The organism is Lentzea waywayandensis (genome assembly GCF_900115955.1).
Classification (GTDB): Bacteria; Actinomycetota; Actinomycetes; order Mycobacteriales; family Pseudonocardiaceae; genus Lentzea; species Lentzea waywayandensis.
On record NZ_FOYL01000003.1, the window covers coordinates 520,572 to 538,615 of the forward strand.

The 18,044-nt window shown below is 67.3% G+C and carries 15 protein-coding genes; 9 read left to right on the top strand and 6 right to left on the bottom strand.

The genetic code is table 11. The features are described 5' to 3' along the window. Window positions 1-91: 91 nt before the first annotated feature. The 3 genes from BM417_RS13180 to BM417_RS13190 form a co-directional block, all read right to left on the bottom strand. Window positions 92-1,540, bottom strand: a complete 1,449-nt coding sequence (locus BM417_RS13180) for a DUF4153 domain-containing protein (RefSeq protein ID WP_143138628.1) — start codon at window positions 1,538-1,540, stop codon at window positions 92-94. Between the two features lie 505 nt (window positions 1,541-2,045). Further along, window positions 2,046-3,044 carry a HAMP domain-containing sensor histidine kinase gene (locus tag BM417_RS13185; protein WP_245821892.1) on the bottom strand — a complete coding sequence of 333 codons (999 nt, stop codon included), beginning with the start codon at window positions 3,042-3,044 and terminating at the stop codon, window positions 2,046-2,048. Next, on the bottom strand, window positions 3,041-3,730 hold the full coding sequence (locus BM417_RS13190; RefSeq protein WP_093592309.1) for a response regulator transcription factor: 690 nt from the start codon (window positions 3,728-3,730) through the stop codon (window positions 3,041-3,043). The genes BM417_RS13185 and BM417_RS13190 overlap by 4 nt, the downstream gene beginning before the upstream one ends. A gap of 84 nt (window positions 3,731-3,814) precedes the next feature. On the opposite strand from BM417_RS13190, the gene recD2 reads away from it, so the two are divergent. After that, window positions 3,815-5,998: an SF1B family DNA helicase RecD2 gene (gene recD2, locus BM417_RS13195; RefSeq protein ID WP_093592312.1), complete on the top strand. Its 2,184-nt coding sequence runs from the start codon at window positions 3,815-3,817 to the stop codon at window positions 5,996-5,998. Here the strand turns inward: recD2 and BM417_RS13200 are convergent. Continuing rightward, window positions 5,980-6,744: an alpha/beta fold hydrolase gene (locus BM417_RS13200; RefSeq protein WP_093592315.1), complete on the bottom strand. Its 765-nt coding sequence runs from the start codon at window positions 6,742-6,744 to the stop codon at window positions 5,980-5,982. The genes recD2 and BM417_RS13200 overlap by 19 nt on opposite strands. Before the next feature lie 370 nt (window positions 6,745-7,114). On the opposite strand from BM417_RS13200, the gene BM417_RS13205 reads away from it, so the two are divergent. From BM417_RS13205 to BM417_RS13220, 4 genes are all read left to right on the top strand, one after another. After that, entirely contained in the window at window positions 7,115-8,392 is a 1,278-nt protein-coding gene (locus BM417_RS13205) for a M14 family zinc carboxypeptidase (RefSeq protein ID WP_093592318.1), read from the top strand. A 14-nt stretch (window positions 8,393-8,406) separates the two neighbouring features. Beyond that, window positions 8,407-9,489: a serine hydrolase domain-containing protein gene (locus BM417_RS13210; protein WP_093592321.1), complete on the top strand. Its 1,083-nt coding sequence runs from the start codon at window positions 8,407-8,409 to the stop codon at window positions 9,487-9,489. A 103-nt stretch (window positions 9,490-9,592) separates the two neighbouring features. After that, window positions 9,593-10,684 carry a serine hydrolase domain-containing protein gene (locus tag BM417_RS13215; RefSeq protein WP_093593675.1) on the top strand — a complete coding sequence of 364 codons (1,092 nt, stop codon included), beginning with the start codon at window positions 9,593-9,595 and terminating at the stop codon, window positions 10,682-10,684. Window positions 10,685-10,686: 2 nt separating this feature from the next. Beyond that, window positions 10,687-11,751 (top strand): serine hydrolase domain-containing protein, encoded by a 1,065-nt coding sequence (locus BM417_RS13220; protein WP_245821893.1) that lies wholly within the window; start codon window positions 10,687-10,689, stop codon window positions 11,749-11,751. 61 nt (window positions 11,752-11,812) lie between these two features. Here BM417_RS13220 and BM417_RS13225 read toward each other — a convergent pair whose 3' ends face one another. Beyond that, entirely contained in the window at window positions 11,813-13,441 is a 1,629-nt protein-coding gene (locus tag BM417_RS13225; RefSeq protein ID WP_093592324.1) for a glycosyl hydrolase family 18 protein, read from the bottom strand. A 235-nt stretch (window positions 13,442-13,676) separates the two neighbouring features. Between BM417_RS13225 and BM417_RS13230 the strand changes: the two genes are divergently transcribed. The 4 genes from BM417_RS13230 to BM417_RS13240 are packed head-to-tail and all read left to right on the top strand — an operon-like array spanning window position 13,677 to window position 15,556. Continuing rightward, entirely contained in the window at window positions 13,677-14,507 is an 831-nt protein-coding gene (locus BM417_RS13230; RefSeq protein ID WP_093592327.1) for a helix-turn-helix domain-containing protein, read from the top strand. Window positions 14,508-14,520: 13 nt separating this feature from the next. Beyond that, window positions 14,521-14,700, top strand: a complete 180-nt coding sequence (locus BM417_RS13235) for a DUF397 domain-containing protein (RefSeq protein WP_093592330.1) — start codon at window positions 14,521-14,523, stop codon at window positions 14,698-14,700. Window positions 14,701-14,741: 41 nt separating this feature from the next. After that, on the top strand, window positions 14,742-14,882 hold the full coding sequence (locus tag BM417_RS47715) for a hypothetical protein (protein WP_177320408.1): 141 nt from the start codon (window positions 14,742-14,744) through the stop codon (window positions 14,880-14,882). Further along, window positions 14,879-15,556 (top strand): HAD family hydrolase, encoded by a 678-nt coding sequence (locus tag BM417_RS13240; protein ID WP_177320409.1) that lies wholly within the window; start codon window positions 14,879-14,881, stop codon window positions 15,554-15,556. Before BM417_RS47715 ends, BM417_RS13240 begins: the two co-directional genes overlap by 4 nt. On the opposite strand, the gene BM417_RS13245 is transcribed toward BM417_RS13240, so the two are convergent. Then, window positions 15,546-17,951 (bottom strand): ATP-binding protein, encoded by a 2,406-nt coding sequence (locus tag BM417_RS13245; RefSeq protein ID WP_093592336.1) that lies wholly within the window; start codon window positions 17,949-17,951, stop codon window positions 15,546-15,548. The two genes, BM417_RS13240 and BM417_RS13245, sit on opposite strands and share 11 nt — an antisense overlap. Window positions 17,952-18,044: the final 93 nt, after the last annotated feature.

Genomic DNA, 18,044 nt, shown 5'->3' on the forward strand with positions numbered 1-18,044 from the left:
GACAACGGGTTCTGCCGCGATCGTCACTTCAGCGTCACTTCTCACCCTCTCGGCAACTGGTAGCCGAGCAACTTTACAGCCACGTAACGGACTACCTCTCTCCGGAGTACGCACCCTCACAGGTGACCTCAGTCACCGCAACACTTTCGAGTGACTTCCTTGCGTTGTGGCGCGCGAGGTTCCACTCCCGCCAGTCCTGCTCGACGGTGCGATTCTTCATCCACCGCAAGGCACACGAGCGTTCGTACGCGGGCAACCGGACCAACGCCGGCACCGCGTCCTCCGACAACTGCGACAGGTAGTAGGTGTCGATCTTCTGCGTCGCCTCGAACCGCGACACGTTGTAGTCGGCGACCACCCGTTCGGGGTTCATCGCCACCACGGCCAGGAAGAAGGCCGCGCCGGTACCGACGATCGCCTTCGGCAACCAGTTGGCGCGCAACGAGATCCCGCTCGCGATCACCATCAGGTACACCACCGCGAGCCACACCTCGCAGGACGCGACGAGCAGCCGCAGCACGGTCCATCCGTACGCCTGCTGGTAGAACCACATGCGGCTCAAGGCACTCGCCACGATGACCAGCGTGAGAACAGCGAGCGACCCGAGCAACACCCGCAGCCACAACTGTTCCTGCTTGGTCTTCTTCACGGCGAACCGCGCGACACCGGCGATCACACCGAGCGTGAGAATGGTGACCCACAGCAGCTGCCAGAAGCCGGACCGCGCGTACTCGGCGAACGTCACGCCCGCCGTCTTCATCACGTAGGCCTCGCCACCGAACAGAACCGCGAGCTGCGTCCCCACGAACCCGGTGAACAGCAACACGAGCACGCCAACCGGCAACCCGTAGTCCTTGAGCCGCAACGTCCCGGGCTTGCCCTCGGCGTCCTCGTCCATCTGGGGAGGCGCCGCCACGAGGTAGCACGCACCCAGAGCGCCAAGCGCCGCAACGACTCCGTAGAACGTCTTCTGCACGTAAACGCCGATGTCGAGGTCCGGCACCAGACCTTCGAGAAAGTCGTTGAACGCCTTGTCCGCCCCGGCCAGCAACGACCCGAAGACCAGCAACAACACCAACGCCACACCAACGGAGATGAACGGCCGGATCCCGACCGGCCCCCGCCTGCGGAACCCCTTGGCAACCCACGGAATGGACCGCAGCCCGCCCAGCCCCACGCCGACAGCGCCGAACACGAGCCCCTTGACGGTCTTGCCGCCGGCCATCGCGATCGACCCGCACAACATCGACGCCATCAGGCTCAGCGGGAACACCCACTCGGCGGCCCGCAGGAAGCCCATCGCGAGGAACGCCAGCGCGCCCGCCAGCCACAACGCCCGCTCGACGGTCGGCCTGCCCGCGTAGAACAGCACCCCGCCCACGCCTGCCAGCCCGGCCAGGAACCAGCCGATGCCGTTGTTCGGCACGGCGAGGAACGCACCGGCCAGGCCCGCGATCAGGCCCGCGACCAGGGCTTTGCTGGGCGCGCCGGTCGTGGGTGGGCGCCACCAAGGCAGGAACGGGAGGCCCGGAGTCTGCATGGCGACGGCCGCGGTGGGGTAGCGAGGTGGGCCCTGCCACGGGGAGGGTGGGGGCAGGGTGGCGGTGGCGACCTGAGCCGGTTGGACGGGCGGCGTGGGCTTCGGTGCTTCCGCGGCCTTGGGCTTTTCGGCAGCCTTCTCGCCGCCCGGCTGATCTTGTCGGACCTCCTGAGTAGGTTGAGTTGTAGGGGTTCCCGACTCGGGGGTACCCCTGCGAGAGCCTGCCTCGGCCCTCTCCTCGGCCCTCTCCTCGGCCCCTTCCGCAGGATCCGGCGAGCCCCCAGCGCCCGCCGGCTCCCCACCCCCGGAAACGGGCCGGTACCCGACCTTCCGGAAGTTCCGGTACTTCCGCCGCGAGGCGGCCTTCTCTCCAGGCGTCTCAGACGAGTCGGCCGAAGGCGTCGAGTCAGTCATGTCTCTCTCCATAAGCCCGAAAACGGGCGCGCTTCACCGCCACACCACCCAAGTGGTGCGATCAGAAAGGTCAGCTACGCAAAAGCCAAGCTCAGCGAGGCAAAGTCACCCGGATGCACGACCCGGGATCCACCACGGCGATCGTCCCGCCGTGCAGGTCCACCACCCACCGGGCGATGGCGAGCCCGAGCCCGGTCCCGCCACCGCCCGCCCTCTCCCCTCGGGTGAACCTCTCGAAGATCCGCGACCGCTCGGCCGGCGCGATCCCCGGCCCTTCGTCCCGAACCTCCAGCACCACGGCGGCAGCCGCGGCATAGCCCGAAACGGACACCAACCCCCCGGTGGGTCCGTGTCGGGCCGCGTTGTCCACCAGGTTCACCAGCACCTGGTGCAACCGCTCCCCATCAGCGAAAACAGTCAGATCCCCGGCCACGTCGATCGAGAACGAGGCAGCAGGGGCCGCCACCGCGGCCTCGGCCACCACATCGGCCACCAGAGACGACACCGACAACGTCTCCCGCTTCAGCGACAGCACCCCGGCATCGATCTTCGACAGGTCCAGCAACTCGGTCACGAGCCGCCCCAGCCGTTCGGTCTGCGCCAACGCGGTCCGCATGGTCGCGGCGTCGGCGACCGCCACCCCGTCGACCACGTTCTCCAGCACGGCGTGCAGGGCGGAGATCGGTGTTCGCAGCTCGTGCGACACGTTCGCGATCAACTCCCGCCGCTGCTGGTCGGCGGCGGCGAGGTCGGCGGCCATCACCGTGAACGCCTCCGCGAGCTGTCCGACCTCGTCAGAAGACGTGGCCCTGACCGACCGCGAGTAGTCCCCGGACGCCATCGCCCTGGCGGCGGCGGTCATCTCCCGCAACGGGGACGTCATGCCGTGAGCCAGGAGCTGCGAGGTCAGAAGCCCCAGCACCAGGGCGATCAAAGTAGTCCGAGGCGGCAACCAACTGGTCACGTAACGGAAGTACGCGAACGACACGCACCCGGACACCACGATCACGATGCCGAGCTTGAGCTTGATCGACCGCACCGAGTCCAGCGGACGCGGCAACAGGTCCAGCAGATCCAGCAGCCGCTTCACGAAGACACCCGCCGACTGGGCACCTCCAGCGCGTACCCCACCCCGTGCACGGTCCGGATCAGGTCGGCCCCGAGCTTGCGCCGCAACGCCTTCACGTGCGAGTCGACCGTCCGCGACGAAGCCCCCTCGTGCCACCCGCAGGCCTCGGCCAGCAGCCGCTCCCGAGCCTGCACGGCGGAAGGCCGCTCGGCCAGGAACACCAGCAGGTCGTACTCGGTGGGCGTCAGATGAGCCTCGACACCGGACCGGGACACCCGCCGCGAGGCCAGATCGATCAGCAGGTCCCCGAGCTCCAGCGACTGCGACGACACCGCCCGGGACACGCGACGCAGCAGCACGTGCACACGTGCCGCCAGTTCGCGCATCGAGAACGGCTTCGTCAGGTAGTCGTCGGCCCCCACGGCGAGCCCGACCAGCAGATCGGTCTCGTCCCCCCGCGCGGTCAGCATCAGCACCGGCACCGAACGCGACGCCTGGATCCGCCGGCACACCTCGAGCCCGTCGAACCCCGGCAGCATCACGTCCAGAACCACCAGGTCAGGCACAAAGGACGCGGCCAAAGCCACCCCAGAAGGCCCGTCATGAGCCACCGACACCACGAAGCCCTCCGCACGCAGCCGCACGGCCACGGACTCGGCGATCGTGATGTCGTCCTCCACGACGAGCACCCTGCGCTGACCTGTCATGGCGGCGACTTTATGGGTATGTCGTGGAGGACGCCGGGACAAGTTGTGAAGATCGTGTGCAGACCCGCGCTGTAGGTTCACATCATGAACGTCCTCGAAGCGGTCCTGGAGAGGATCACGTACGCCAACGAGGACAACGGCTACACCGTCGCCAAGGTCGACACCGGCCGCGGTGACCTGGTCACGGTCGTCGGAGCGCTCCTCGGCGCCCAGCCGGGCGAGTCGATCCGCATGCGCGGCACCTGGGGCTCGCACCCGCAGTACGGCAAGCAGTTCCTCGTCGACGACTACACGACGATCCTGCCCGCGACGATCCAGGGCATCCGCCGCTACCTCGGCTCCGGCCTGATCAAGGGCATCGGCCCGGTGCTCGCGGACAAGATCGTCACCCATTTCGGCGTCAACGCGCTGGACGTCATCGAGAACGAGCCGGAACGCCTCATCGAGGTCCCGAAGCTCGGCCCCAAGCGCACCAAGCTCATCGCGGACGCGTGGGAGGAGCAGAAGGCCATCAAGGAGGTCATGGTCTTCCTCCAGGGGGTCGGTGTCTCCACGAGCCTCGCCGTCCGCGTCTACAAGCAGTACGGGGACAAGTCCATCGACGTCGTCAGGGACGAGCCGTACCGCCTGGCCAGCGACGTGTGGGGGATCGGTTTCAAGACCGCCGACGTGATCGCGAAGGCCGTCGGCATCCCGCACGACAGCCCGCAGCGCGTCAAGGCCGGCCTCCAGTTCACGCTCTCCGAGGCCACCACGAACGGCAACTGCTACCTGCCGGAGCAGGCCCTCATCGCGGAGGCCATCAAGATCCTCCAGGTCGACACCGGCCTGGTCATCGACTGTCTCGCCGAACTGGTCGAGGAAGAAGGCGTCGTCCGCGAAGAACTCCCGGACGACGAGATCGCGGTCTACCTGATCCCGTTCCACCGCGCCGAGATCTCGATGGCCGCGCAGCTCAAACGCCTGCTGCACGCCGACAACGACCGCATGCCGAGCTTCGCGGGCGTCAACTGGGACAAGGCCCTCGCCTGGCTCGGCACCGACCTCGAAGAACACCAGGCAGCGGCGGTGAAGCTCGCGCTCACCGAGAAGGTCGCCGTGCTGACCGGCGGCCCCGGCTGCGGCAAGAGCTTCACGGTCCGTTCGATCGTCCGGCTGGCCCAGGCGAAACGGGCCAAGATCGTTCTGGCCGCCCCGACCGGACGTGCCGCGAAGCGCCTCACCGAGTTGACCGGCCACGAGGCCCGTACCGTCCACCGCCTGCTCGAGCTCAAGCCCGGCGGCGACGCGGCGTACGACCGCGACCGCCCGCTCGACGCCGACCTGGTGGTCGTGGACGAGGCCTCGATGCTGGACCTGTTGCTGGCCAACAAACTCGTGAAGGCCGTCCCACCCGGAGCGCACCTGCTGCTGGTCGGCGACGTCGACCAGCTGCCGTCCGTCGGCGCGGGCGAGGTGCTCAGAGACGTGCTGGCGCAGGGAAGCCCGATCCCGAACGTCCGGCTCACGCACATCTTCCGCCAGGCCCAGGAGTCCGGCGTCGTCACGAACGCCCACCGCATCAACAGCGGCGACTACCCGATCGTCCAGGGGATGCCGGACTTCTTCCTGTTCAGCACCGACGAGGCCGAGGAAGCGGCCACGCTGACCGTCGACGTCGTCGCGAACCGCATCCCGCGCAAGTTCCGCCTCGACCCGCGCAAGGACATCCAGGTCCTCGCCCCGATGCACCGCGGCCCGGCCGGCGCCGGCGCGCTCAACACCGTGCTCCAGGAAGCCCTGACGCCGTCGAAGGACGGCCTGCCCGAGAAACGCTTCGGCGGCAGGGTGTTCAAGCTCGGCGACAAGGTCACCCAGATCCGCAACAACTACGACAAGGGAAAGAACGGCGTTTTCAACGGCACCCTCGGCGTCGTCATCGCGCTGGACCCGGTCGAGCAGAAGCTGACCATCCGCACCGACGAGGACGAGGAAGTCGACTACGAGTTCTCCGAACTGGACGAGCTCAGTCACGCCTACGCCATGACCATCCACCGCTCACAGGGCAGCGAGTACCCGTGCGTGGTCATCCCGATCACGACCAGCGCGTGGATGATGCTGCAACGCAACCTGCTCTACACCGCCGTCACGCGCGCGAAGAAGCTCGTGGTGCTCGTGGGCAGCAAACGAGCCATCGGCCAGGCGGTGCGCACGGTAGGGGCGGGCCGCCGCCACACGGCATTGGCCCACCGCCTCCGGACAACCCAGAACTACACGGACGTCAGGTAGTCGGTGATCAGCCGCGCCCACGGCATCGCGGACTCCAGCGCGATGGCGTGCCCGCAGGCGATGTCGGCGTACTTCGATCCGGGGATCAGGTCCGAGACCTCCTTGCCCAGCTCCCGCGACAGCAGCTGGTCACCGGACGCGCCGATCACCAGCGTCGGCTGCGTGATCTGCGGCAACAGGTCGGTCAGGTCGATCTTCAGGATCAGGTCGACGTGCGCGGGGGAGCCGGTCGGCACGCTCGCGCCGATCAGCTCGGCGAAGCCCTCGGCCTGCGCGGGCGTGAGCCGGGCCAGGTACTCCCTGCTGCACATCACCGAAAGGATGAATCTCGACAGCACCGAGCGGGACCCGTCGAGCAGCGACTTCCACTCGTCGATCTTCGCCTTGGTCGCGGCGTCGATCTTCGTGAACGGCGCGCTCAGGACCAGCCCGCGCACCCGCTCCGGATGCCGGACGGCCGCCGTGGCGGCGACCGCGCAGCCCATCGAGTAGCCGGACACGAAGAACGACTCGTGCCCGGCCTTGACCGCGATGTCCACCAGGTCGTCGGCGAGCTTCTCCAGGTCGAGCGCCCCTGAGGCCTTCGGTGAGCCGCCAGAGCCCGGCAGGTCCGGCGCGATGACGCTGAAGTACTGGGTCAGGGTTCCGAGGATCGGTCCGTAGTTGGCCTGGATGCTGCCGCCCGCGCCGTGCACGAGCAGGAGAGCCGGGCCGGTGCCCTTGACGACGGTGGACAGGCCGGTCATGGGGAACCCCCGAGTTTTGTCAGTCCATGCTGCGGACGATGGTCGGCTCGAGCCCCTCGTCGTCGTCCGTGAGAGAACCGCGCCAGGGGAAGTCGTGCAGGGAGATCTCAGCGACACCGTCGTTGTACAGATGATCCATGGCTTGAACTCCCGTTTCTTCCGGTGGCTGGTTGTCTGCGAACCTCGCTGTCCGTCGAGTCGGTTTCGGCCTTGTCAGCACAATAACCGCTGCGATGCTGGGTGAAATCCTATTGATTTTCGTCACAGCGCGCCAAGTGGCCGCATTCTCCGTCTCAAGAACCGGACGGTAATCATCCGGTCGGTCGAACGGACTGGCGTTGATCAGCGGAACGGTCGATCATCGTTGATCATGAGGACCGCCGTTGCCCTGTTCGCCTGTCTGGCCCTGCTGCTCAGTCCCGCGCCGGCGCCCGCGGAAGGTCCACAAGCGACATACGTGCTGCGGGTGCCTGCGCCCAAGGATGATTCTGCCCAACGGTTGTTGCGCCTCGGTTACGACGTGTTGGAACAGCGTGACGGCGACGACCTGTTCGTCGTCGGCGATCCGAAGACCTCGCAGAAGCTCCGTGCCGACGGTTTCCCGTCCACTGTCGAGACGGCGATGCCCCCGTCTCAGCGGACGCCGCGTTCACTCGAGGACGCGACTTATTACGGCGGCTATCGCACCATCACCGCGCAGTTCGCTCACCTGAACGAAGTCGCCGAGGCTCACCCCGATCTCGCCACGGTCGTCGACTACGGCGACTCCTGGCGCAAGACGCAGGGCAGCGGTGGATACGACCTGAAAGCTCTCTGCATAACGCGGAAAAGCCCTGGTGACTGCGCATTGTCGCCCACCGCGCCGAAACCCCGCCTGTTCGTGATGGGCCAGCTGCACGCCCGCGAGATCACGACCGGCGACATGGCGTGGCGGTTCATCGACGACCTGGTCGGCTCCGATCTCACCGCGATGCTCTCCGACCTGGAGGTCTGGGTCGTCCCGATCGCCAACCCGGACGGCGTCGAGATTGTCGAGTCCGGCGGCGACTCGCCCGTTCTTCAGCGCAAGAACGCCAACGGCACCTGCACCTCGGGCTCCCGCGGCGTCGACCTCAACCGCAACGCCGGCTCGCACTGGGGTGAGGTCGGCTCGTCCACGAACAAGTGCAGCGAGACCTACCGCGGCACGCGCGCCGACTCCGAGGTGGAGGTCCAGGCGCTGGAGTCGTTGTGGCGCAAGCTTTACCGCGACACCCGTGCGCCCGGCGACACCGCGGCAGCCTCCGCCGACACCACCGGCGCCGTGATCTCCATGCACAGCTACGGCAACTACGTGCTCTTCCCGTGGGGCTGGAGCACGCAGAAGACCGGCAACGACGCGGCCCTGCGCAAGATCGCGAACGACATGGCCGCGCTGTCCGGGTACACCGCGGGCCAGCCCGGCGAGGTGCTCTACAACGCGTCCGGCGCCACCGACGACTGGGTGTACGACGACCTGGGCGTGCCGAGTTTCGTCTGGGAGATCGGCGCGGGCTCGGGCAGGTGCGGTGGCTTCCTGCCGCCGTTCTCGTGCCAGAAGGACGTGCATTGGCCGAAAGTGCGTCCCATGCTCGTTTCGGCCATGAACGCAGCAAAACGTCCGTACTGACGCATTGTGGAGGCATGGGGAAACGCTTGCTGGCAACTCTCGCCGCCTTCAGCCTGCTCTTCACCGGCACCGCGGTCGCCGACGACACCCAGGTCGACCGCGGGATCGTCCAGGAGGGGCTGGACGAGCTCGTCGCGACGGGCACCGCGCAGGGCACCCAACTGCGCGTCACGGACGGCCGGAACCGCTTCACCGCGCGTTCCGGCACCGCGGAGAGGAACAACCCACGCCCGGTCCCGCTCAACGGCCGGTTCCGCGCGGGCAGCATCACCAAGTCGTTCACGTCGACCGTCACGTTGCAACTCGCCGGCGAGGGCAAGGTCTCGCTGGACGCCCCGGTCGACCGCTACCTGCCGGGCCTGATCGACAACCGGGTCACCGTCCGCCACCTGCTCCAGATGACCGGCGGGCTCTACAACTACACGAACGACCTCCCGTTCGACCCGCAGGGCTTCGAGGCGATCCGGTTCAGGCAGTGGCAGCCGGAGGAGCTCGTCGCGATCTCCACGAGCAAGCCGCTCGACTTCGAGCCAGGCACGAAGTGGAACTACTCCAACACCAACTACGTCGTCCTCGGCCTGCTCATCGAGAAGGTCACCGGCCGGGCGTACGAGCAGGTCGTCGCGCAACGCGTCCTGAGGCCGTTGCACCTCAACGAGACCACGTTCCCGGGCAACGACACGGAGATCCGCGGCCCGCACGCCCACTCGTACGGGATCGTGAACGGGCAGCCGATCGACACCACCCGCTGGAACCCGTCCGTGTTCTGGGCGGCCGGTGACGTCATCACGACCACCAAGGACCTCGACACCTTCTACGCCGCACTGCTCACCGGCAAGCTGCTCAAGCCCGCCCAGCAGGCCGAAGTGACCAGGACGACCGCGGTGAGCACCGACTACGGACTCGGCATCTTCGTGGAGAAGGCCCCGTGCGGCACCACGATCATCGGCCACCCCGGTGGCGTGCCGGGCTTCTCGAGCTACGCCTACTCGACCCCGGACCTGAAGCGCCGCGCGGAGTTCTCCATCAACGCCGGCGTTGGCACGGGTGACCCGAATCCGGCCTTCCTCAAGCTGATCAACGAGATCTTCTGCTGAACGGAGCAAGGGTCTTTCGTCGACGTTCTCAGCAAAACCCCTAGGGCCCGCGTACGACTGAAGGTGGATGCGGGCTGATGCCCTACCCCGACAAGGTGTGAGCATGGGGATTCGATTGGTAGCCACAGTCACCGCGACGAGCCTGCTGGCTCTGACCACCGCGGGCATCGCGTCGGCGGACACGTCGAGCGTGGACCGCAAGGTCATCCAGCAGGCGTTGGACCAGATCACGCAGAGCGGGGCGGCTCTGGGCGTGCAGGCCAGGGTCACGGACGGGCGGCAGCGCTTCACCGCCGGTTCCGGCACGGCCGAGCTGAACACCACCAAACCGGTGCCGCAGAACGGCAGGTTCCGCGTCGGCAGCATCACCAAGACGTTCGTGTCGACGGTGACGCTGCAACTCGCCGGTGAGGGGAAGGTCGACCTGGACGCCCCGGTCGTCCGCTACCTGCCCGGCCTGATCGACAGCCGCATCACCGTCCGCCAGGTCCTCCAGCACACGAGCGGACTCTTCAACTACACCAACGCGTTGCCGCTCAACCCGGACGAGTTCGAGCAGATCCGCTACAAGAGCTGGACGCCGCAGGAACTCCTCGCGCTCTCGACGTCCAAGCCGCTCGACTTCGAGCCGGGCACGAAGTGGAACTACTCCAACACCAACTACGTCGTCGCCGGCCTGCTGGTCGAGAAGATCACCGGCAAGCCGTACGAGAAGGCCGTCGAGCAGCGGATCCTGAAGCCGTTGCACCTCAACGACACCGAGCTGCCCGGCGACAAGGTCGGCATCAGCGGCCCGCACGCGCGTGCCTACTGGACCGTCGCGGGCAAGCCGTCCGAGATCACCCGCATGAACCCGTCGGTCGCCTGGGCCGCCGGTGAGATGATCTCCACGACCCGCGACCTGGACACGTTCGTCACGGCGCTGTCGAGCGGCAAGCTGCTCAGGCCCGCGCAGCAGCAGGAGATCAGCAAGACCACGGCCGTGAGCCCCGACTACGGCCTGGGCCTGCAGGTGGAGACCCTGCCGTGCGGCACCAAGGTGTGGGGCCACGGCGGCGGCATCCCCGGCTACTCGTCGCAGCTGCTGACGACACCGGACAGCAAGAAGCGCTTCGAGCTCAACGCCACCAGCGGGCCCACCGAGGGCAACCCCGGCGACGCCTTCAACAAGCTCCTCACCGAGGTCTTCTGCTGATCATGAGACTGGTAGCAGTCCTCACCGCTGCCACTCTGCTCGCCACGGCCGGTGTCGCCTCCGCGGCACCGGCCCGGCAGAGTGCCGTGCAGGAGATCATCGACGAGCTCACGACGTCCGGTGGCGCGCTGGGCATCCAGGCGCGGATCAACGGACGCGACACGGTCCGCTCCGGCGTCGCCGAGCTGGGCTCTCGCAAACCCGTGCCGCACAACGGAACCTTCCGCATCGGCAGCGTCACCAAGCCGTTCGTGTCGACCGTGGTGCTGCAACTGGCGGGGGAGGGGAAGCTCGACCTGGACGCGCCGGTGTCGCGCCACCTGCCCGGCCTGGTCGACGACCGCATCACCGTCCGCCAGTTGTTGCAGCACACCAGCGGCCTCTACAACTACACGGACGCATTGCCGCTCGACCCTGCCGGGTTCCCGTCCGTGCGCTTCAAGACCTGGACGCCGCAGGAGCTTCTCTCGCTCTCGACGTCGAAACCGCTCGACTTCGAGCCCGGCACGCAATGGAGCTACTCCAACACGAACTACGTCGTCGCCGGCCTGCTCGTCGAGAAGGTCACCGGCAGGCCGTTCCAGCAGGCGGTCGAGCAGCGGATCCTGAAGCCGTTGCGGCTCAAAGACACCGTGCTGCCGAGGAACTCGGTTGAGGTGTCCGGCCCGCACGCGCACGGCTACTACCCGGACGCGTCGGGCAAGCCCGTGGACGTCACGCGGCTCAATCCGTCGTGGGGCTGGGCGGCGGGCGAGATGATCTCGACGACCCGCGACCTGGACACGTTCCTGACGGCCCTGCTGGCCGGAAAGCTGCTCAAACCCGTGCAGCAGAAGGAACTCACGAAGACGTCAACGGTGAGCCCCGACTACGGTCTGGGCGTCTCGATCACGTCGTTGCCCTGCGGCACCACGATCTACGGTCACGACGGCCAGATCCACGGCTACGGGGCGATGATGGTCGGCACGCCGACCGGCAAACGCCTCGAACTGTCGGTCACCGAAGCGGCCAACGACGCGAGCCCCGGTGACGGCTACTTCCGGCTGCTGAACCACGTGTTCTGCTGACTTTCGGGCAAAACAAAAGGGGAGCTGGGTTGACCCAGCTCCCCTCCCGGCGTTAGAAGAACTAGTTGAGACCGCTCCTCATCGCTTTGACGAGCTCACCGTTCGAGGTGTCACCGGACATCTCCCAGAAGAAGGCGCCGCCGAGACCCTGGGTCTTCGCGTAACCCATCTTGCCGTTGATGGTGGACGGGGTGTCGTAGCTCCACCACTGGTCACCACACTTGGCGTAGGCCGTACCCGCGACCGTGCCCGTTGCGGGGCACTGCGTCTTGAGCACGTTGTAGTTCTGGTTGCCCGGCTCGATGCCCGGCGCGGGGCCGGTCGCCGTGCCACCAGGAGCGTCCTGCGTCACGCCGGACCAGCCGCGGCCGTAGAAGCCGATGCCGAGCAGGAGCTTGCTGGACGGAACGCCCTTGCTCTTCAGCTTCTGGATCGCCGCGTCGGAGTAGAAGCCCGGCGTCGGGATGCCGTTGTAGGACGTCAGCGGGGAGTGCGGAGCCGTGGGGCCCTGCGCCGCCCAGGAACCGAAGTAGTCGTACGTCATGACGTTGTACCAGTTCTGGTACTGCGCGGCACCGGCGTAGTCCGCGGCGTCGATCTTGCCGCCGGGCGTGCCGTCAGCCGTGATCGCCGAGGTGACCAGGTAGTTCTGGCCGAAGCGCTCGCGCAGCTTCTGCATCAGCAGCCGGTAGGCGTCGAAGCCGCTCGAGTCGCAGCTCAGACCACAGGCGTTCGGGTACTCCCAGTCGATGTCGATGCCGTCGAACAGGCTCGCCCAACGCGGGTCCTCGAGCAGGCTGTAGCAGGAGTCCGCGAACGTCTGCCGCGACTCCGGAGTGGCCGCAGCCGCGCCGAAGCCACCGGACCAGGTCCAGCCACCGAAGGAGTACAGCACCTTGATGTGCGGGTACTTCTTCTTCAGCTTCATCAGCTGGTTGAAGGCACCACGAACCGGCGCGTCCCACACGTCCGCGACACCGTCGACCGACTCGCCCGCGGTGTACGACTTCTCGATCGCCGGGAACGACTCACCGATCACGCACTTGCCGCCGGTCACGTTGCCGAACGAGTAGTTGATGTGCGTGATGTTGGCAGCCGTGCCGGACGTGTCGATGTTCTTCGGCAGGTAGTTGCGCGCGGGGTAGGTGCCCCACTCGGTGAAGTAGCCGAGGTTGATCTTGCCACCGGGCTGCGGACCACCGGTCGTGGTCGTCGTAGTGGTGGTGGAAGTGGTCGTGGTCGTCGTGGTCGACGTCGTGGTGGTGGTCGTCGGGTTGGTCCCGCCGGCCTCACACGAGCCACCGTTGAGCTTGCAGTTGGTCGGCGCACCGAACGCGCCGGTGTAGGAGCCGTTGAAGCCGAAGCTCGCCGACCCGCCGACACCGATGCTGCCGTTCCAGGTGTTCTTGACCGTGACGGTCTGGCCGCTCGTCGTGTACGAGCCGTCCCACAGCGAGGTGACCTTGTGGTTGGCGGGGAGCGTGAACTCGACAGTCCACGACGTCAGGGCCGCCGCGCTGTTGTTCTTGATCGTGTACTTGCCCTCGAAACCAGTTCCCCAGTCAGAACCCTTGGAGAACGTGGCGGAAACGCCACCGGCACCGCTAGCAGCGGGCACGACGACGATTCCGAGGACCATCGCGGCGACAGCCGCGAAGAGAGCAGCTAGATGCCATCGGAACTTGGACATCGGTCTCCTCAGTCGCAGGGGGTACCGGAACGATGTGGTTTAGACCACTCGAAGGTCAAGGTCTAGACCTCTGCGGTCACTCGAATGGAGCAGTCCGAAAACGGTTTAGGTGCCCTGGTTGTCCGGTCTCTGTCTAGTTGGTTAACCATTGGAGGGGTTCCGAGACGACAGCCCTTCGGGTCGAGTTTCGCCTGAGTGACTGCACAAAGAGGACGGTCGGCCCTAACTTCGTTCCATGCCAAAGCGTTTCTCCACTGCGCGTGGGCGGGAGTTCGGCGACGGCGTCCGTGCGGCGTTGTCAGCCACGGGCATGTCCGCGCGCGAGATCTGCGAGAAGATCGACTGGGACCCCGGCAAGCTCTCCGACCTGTTCAACGGCAAGGGCGGCTGTTCAGAGCTGGACCTGGCGATACTCCTGAGCTTCTGCCGCATCGACCCAGCAGAGCGCGACCACCTGCTGTCCGTCTTCCGCAAGACGGATATGAAGGACTGGTGGCAGCAGCACGGCGCTACACAACCGGTTCGCCCTCGCACCCTCATAGAACACCTGACGAAGGCCAAGAAGTTCATCGGCTGGTCGCCGCTGGCTGTGGCCGGACTGCTGCAGCAGCCTGACTACATTCGTGCGGTCTGTCTGGCGACCGAGAAGATCCCTGCCAAGGAGATCGAGGAACGCGTGGTCACGCGTCTGGCCATGCAAGAGGTGTTCCGCCGGCGCCTTGATTGTGTGTTCTACATCCATGAGCAGGCCCTCCAACTGCCTGTGGGCGGCCCGGATGTGTTGCGCGCGCAGCTGCACCATCTGCTGGAGATGTGGGTACGGCCGTACATCGACATCAGGATCGTGCCGACTGATGCCGGCGCCCACGCAGGCTTGGCTGGTCCGTTCACGCTGATGGAGTTCGACAGGATCGAGCCGGTCGTCTTCGTGGAGGCGGAGAACTCGAGCCTGGTCATCGAGGGCCCGACCGCTGTCACCGGCTACCAGGACGTTCTCAAGTCTCTCGATCGGATCGCGCTGAATGCGGAAGAATCGCGAGAGAGGATCTCCACGCACGCAACCTGAGGAGGCGCCCGTCATGTGGCGCAAGAGCAGCTATAGCGCGAACGCGATGGACTGCGTCGAGGTCGGTCGCGGCGTCGGTATCCGCGACACCAAGGCGCCCATCACCCACCTTGCTGTCACGCCCCGCACCTGGTCCGCGTTCCTGCTCTCCGTGAAGCTCGGCAAGTTCGCACCTTCGGGTCAAACCGACTAGTCCGCCGAGCGTCACCCCCGCCCGTTCTCAACGATGAGGACGTGAACCTCACCGTTCCTGAACAGGCAAAACGCACACCAGGCCTCGACTCGGTCCAGGCTTCCATCGGCGACCTGATCTGCGCGCCGGTCGCCCCCGAGGTCGCCGAGCGGTTCGCGCTGGAGAGCGTGGTCGCGCTGTGACGCTTCTGGCGACCGTCTTCGACCTCGACGAGACCCTCGTCGACAGCGCCGCGACGTGGCAGCAGGTGATCGGTGCCGTCGCGGCCCGCCACGACTACCGCTGGACCTCCACCGACTGGACTGCGATCCGGGGCACGAGCACGGCGAACTGGAGTGCCTACCTCGCCGAACGGTGCCACGGCCTCACACCGGAGCGTGCGGCGTCGGAGTGCGTGGACGGCATGGTGGACGCGATCGCGCGCGGCACGTTCGGGTTGCTGCCCGGCGCGGCGGAACTCGTTGCCCTGGCGGCCGAACTCGGGCCGGTCGGGCTGGTGTCGGCGTCACCGCGGCGGTACGTGCGGGCCGCCGCGTCGGCATCCGGACTGCGCAGGCACGTCGAGGCGATCGTCACGGGTGACGACGTCACGAACGGCAAGCCCGCGCCCGACCCGTACCTGCTCGCCGCGCGCAAGCTCGGCCTTGATCCCGTGAACGTCCTCGCGATCGAGGACTCGGCGTCGGGCATTCGCTCGGCGCACGCGGCGGGGATGACCGTGCTCGCGATTCCCAACGCCACCACGGCCCGCAACGCCGACGTGCTGAAACTGGCGGCCTGCACGGCGTCCGATGCCCGTGTCGCGGCCAAGGAAATCTGTCAACTGTGGGTAAACGTTTACGCGCTCAGCCGATAGCGCGTTCCGCTCCCCAGGCCGCGATGTCCTCGCGGCTCTGCAGCCCGAGCTTGTCCCGCAGGCGCTGCAGCCGCGAGGCCACCGTCCGCACGGACACGTTCAGCCGGTTCGCGATCTGCTGGTTCGTCAGTCCCGTGGCCAGCAACGCGATCACGCGCCGTTCGTGGTCGTCCAGCGAGTCGAACGCCGCCTCGGTGCGATCGAGCCACACCTCGTCCTGGATGAACGCCTCGGTCTCCGCAGCGGTCAACGGCGTGGAGGCGGCCTCAGCGCGCGCGACGGACAGCATCAGCCGTGCGGTGCGCATGGCCCCAGCGACTTTCTCCGCCCAGAACGGGTTCGGCACCACACCGACAGACCGCCTGAGCGCGCGTCCCGTCGCCTCGATCCGTAGCGCGCGCTCAGCCTGACCACGCGTCACGGCGACCACGGCGAGGCCTTCCAGGGCGTCGGGGGCGGTCAACGGGTTGATGCCGTCCATCCGCAACGCCTCCTGGAAGGCGTGCGTGGCCTCGTCCAGGTCACCCTGCACCAACGCGACGGCGCCCCGCGTGGTCAGTGCGGACGCAATGCGCGCGGGCATGCCTGACGCGCGCGAGATCGGCAACGCCTTCATGACGTTCTTCTCAGCGCGTTCGTGCTTGCCCAACGACAACGCCGTGCGCGCGAGGTCCACCAAACACGCCGCACGGGCGAGAGGCTCGCCCAGCAACTCCGCGACCCGCAGGCACTCGGTGCTGTTCGCGTTCGACGCCTCCCACTCGCCGGACGACTGCTGCACCGCCGCCAGCGTGCTGCGGCAGCTCATCGCCAGGGCCGTCGAGCTGTCCGGTACCAGCCGTGACGCCTCGCTGGAGAGTTCGACGGCCTCGTCGTGATCGCCCTGCTCGGCCGCGAACCGGGCGGCGTGGTTGAGGGCCACGCACCGGTATTCGTCCCTTGTGGACGGTCGCCGCAGCGCGTCCCGCAGCATCACGCGCGCCTGGCCGAGCCGTCCGCGCCGGGCGGCGCAGTCGGCCAGCGCGGAGGTCAGCAACAACAGCCTTTCGTCATCACGATCCGCCGCCCACTCGACGGTGCCGAGCAGGCTGTCGACGTGGTTGTCGAGCTTGAGCTGCACGTCCGCCGGCACCGACAGCGGCGCGGTGATCAGCACGTCCGACAGGTCGGTGAACCAGCGGGCCAGCGCCTCGTAGGCGATGTCCAGCTCGCCGGCCGCCAGCAGCTTCTCCCTGGCGTGCAGGCGAACCGACTCCAGCTGCCGGAACCGGGTCGTGCCGGGCACGGCCGTCAGCAACGACTTCGCCTGGAGCCGGGACAGCACGTCCAGAACCGGTTCCGCGGAGCGTTCCGACGAGCAGACCTCGGTGGCCGCGGCCAGGTCGAAGCCGCCGTCGAACACCGAGAGCCGCCGCAACGCGAACTGCTCGTCCGGCTGCAACAGCTGGTAGCTCCAGTCGATGGCCTCACGCAACGAACTCTGGCGCGACGGCGACTTGCGGCAGCCCAGCGTCAGCAGTTCCAGCGGCTCGTCCATGCGGTCGCAGATGTCCGCGACCGGCAACACCTGCACCCAGCGCGCGGCCAGTTCGATCGCGAGCGGCATGCCCTCCAGCCGTGCGCACAGCAGCGCGACCGCGGCGGTGTTGTCGAGGGTCAGCCGGAAGTCGGGCTTGCGTTCGCGCGCCCTGTCCACGAACAGCTTCACGGCCTCGGACCGCGGTGCCGCCGTGGTGACCAGGTCCCGATCCGTTGAGGGAACAGGTAAACCCTCGACGTGGAAGCTGACCTCGCCGGTGATCCACAGGGCTTCACGTGACGTCGCGAGCACCCGCACGCCGGGGCAGCGGTTCAGCAGCATGTCGGCGAGTTCGGCGCACGTGTCGAGGAGGTGTTCGCAGTTGTCGAGGACTACGACCGCTTTCATGTTCTTGAGCGTCTCGACCACGGTGTCGCGCAACGGTTCGTCGGACTCCGCGGCCACCCCGAGCGCGTCGGCGAGGGCCGGCACGACGTCTCGGGAAGCGGTGATCTCGCCCAGCGCGACGAGCAGGACCCGGTCCGTTCGCCCGCGCCGCAACCGTCCCGCGGCTTCCAGCGCGAGCCTCGTCTTGCCCGCACCCGCACTGCCGACGAGCGTAACGAGACGATGCCGGCGCAACAGCTGGTCGAGTTTCGACAGCTCCTGCTGACGGCCGATGAACGTGTCGCGCGCGGCGGGCAGGTTCGAGAGGACGCGCAGGTTCTGCCTGGTGGGAGGCGTTGTCGTGGAAACGGTGGCACGGCGGCGATACGCCCGTTGGCGGCATGCGTTGGAGCAATAGGACCTGCGTTGCTCGGAGGTGGCGGGAGGCATCGTGCCGTCGCATAGTGCGCAACGTCCGTTGCTGGTCATGAGTCCCTCTCCTCAAGCCGTAACGGCCGGCTGTTCCTGTCTCGGTCTGATGTTCGCGCAGGTCGTAAGTGGTGGGCCGTTATGTGCAACCCG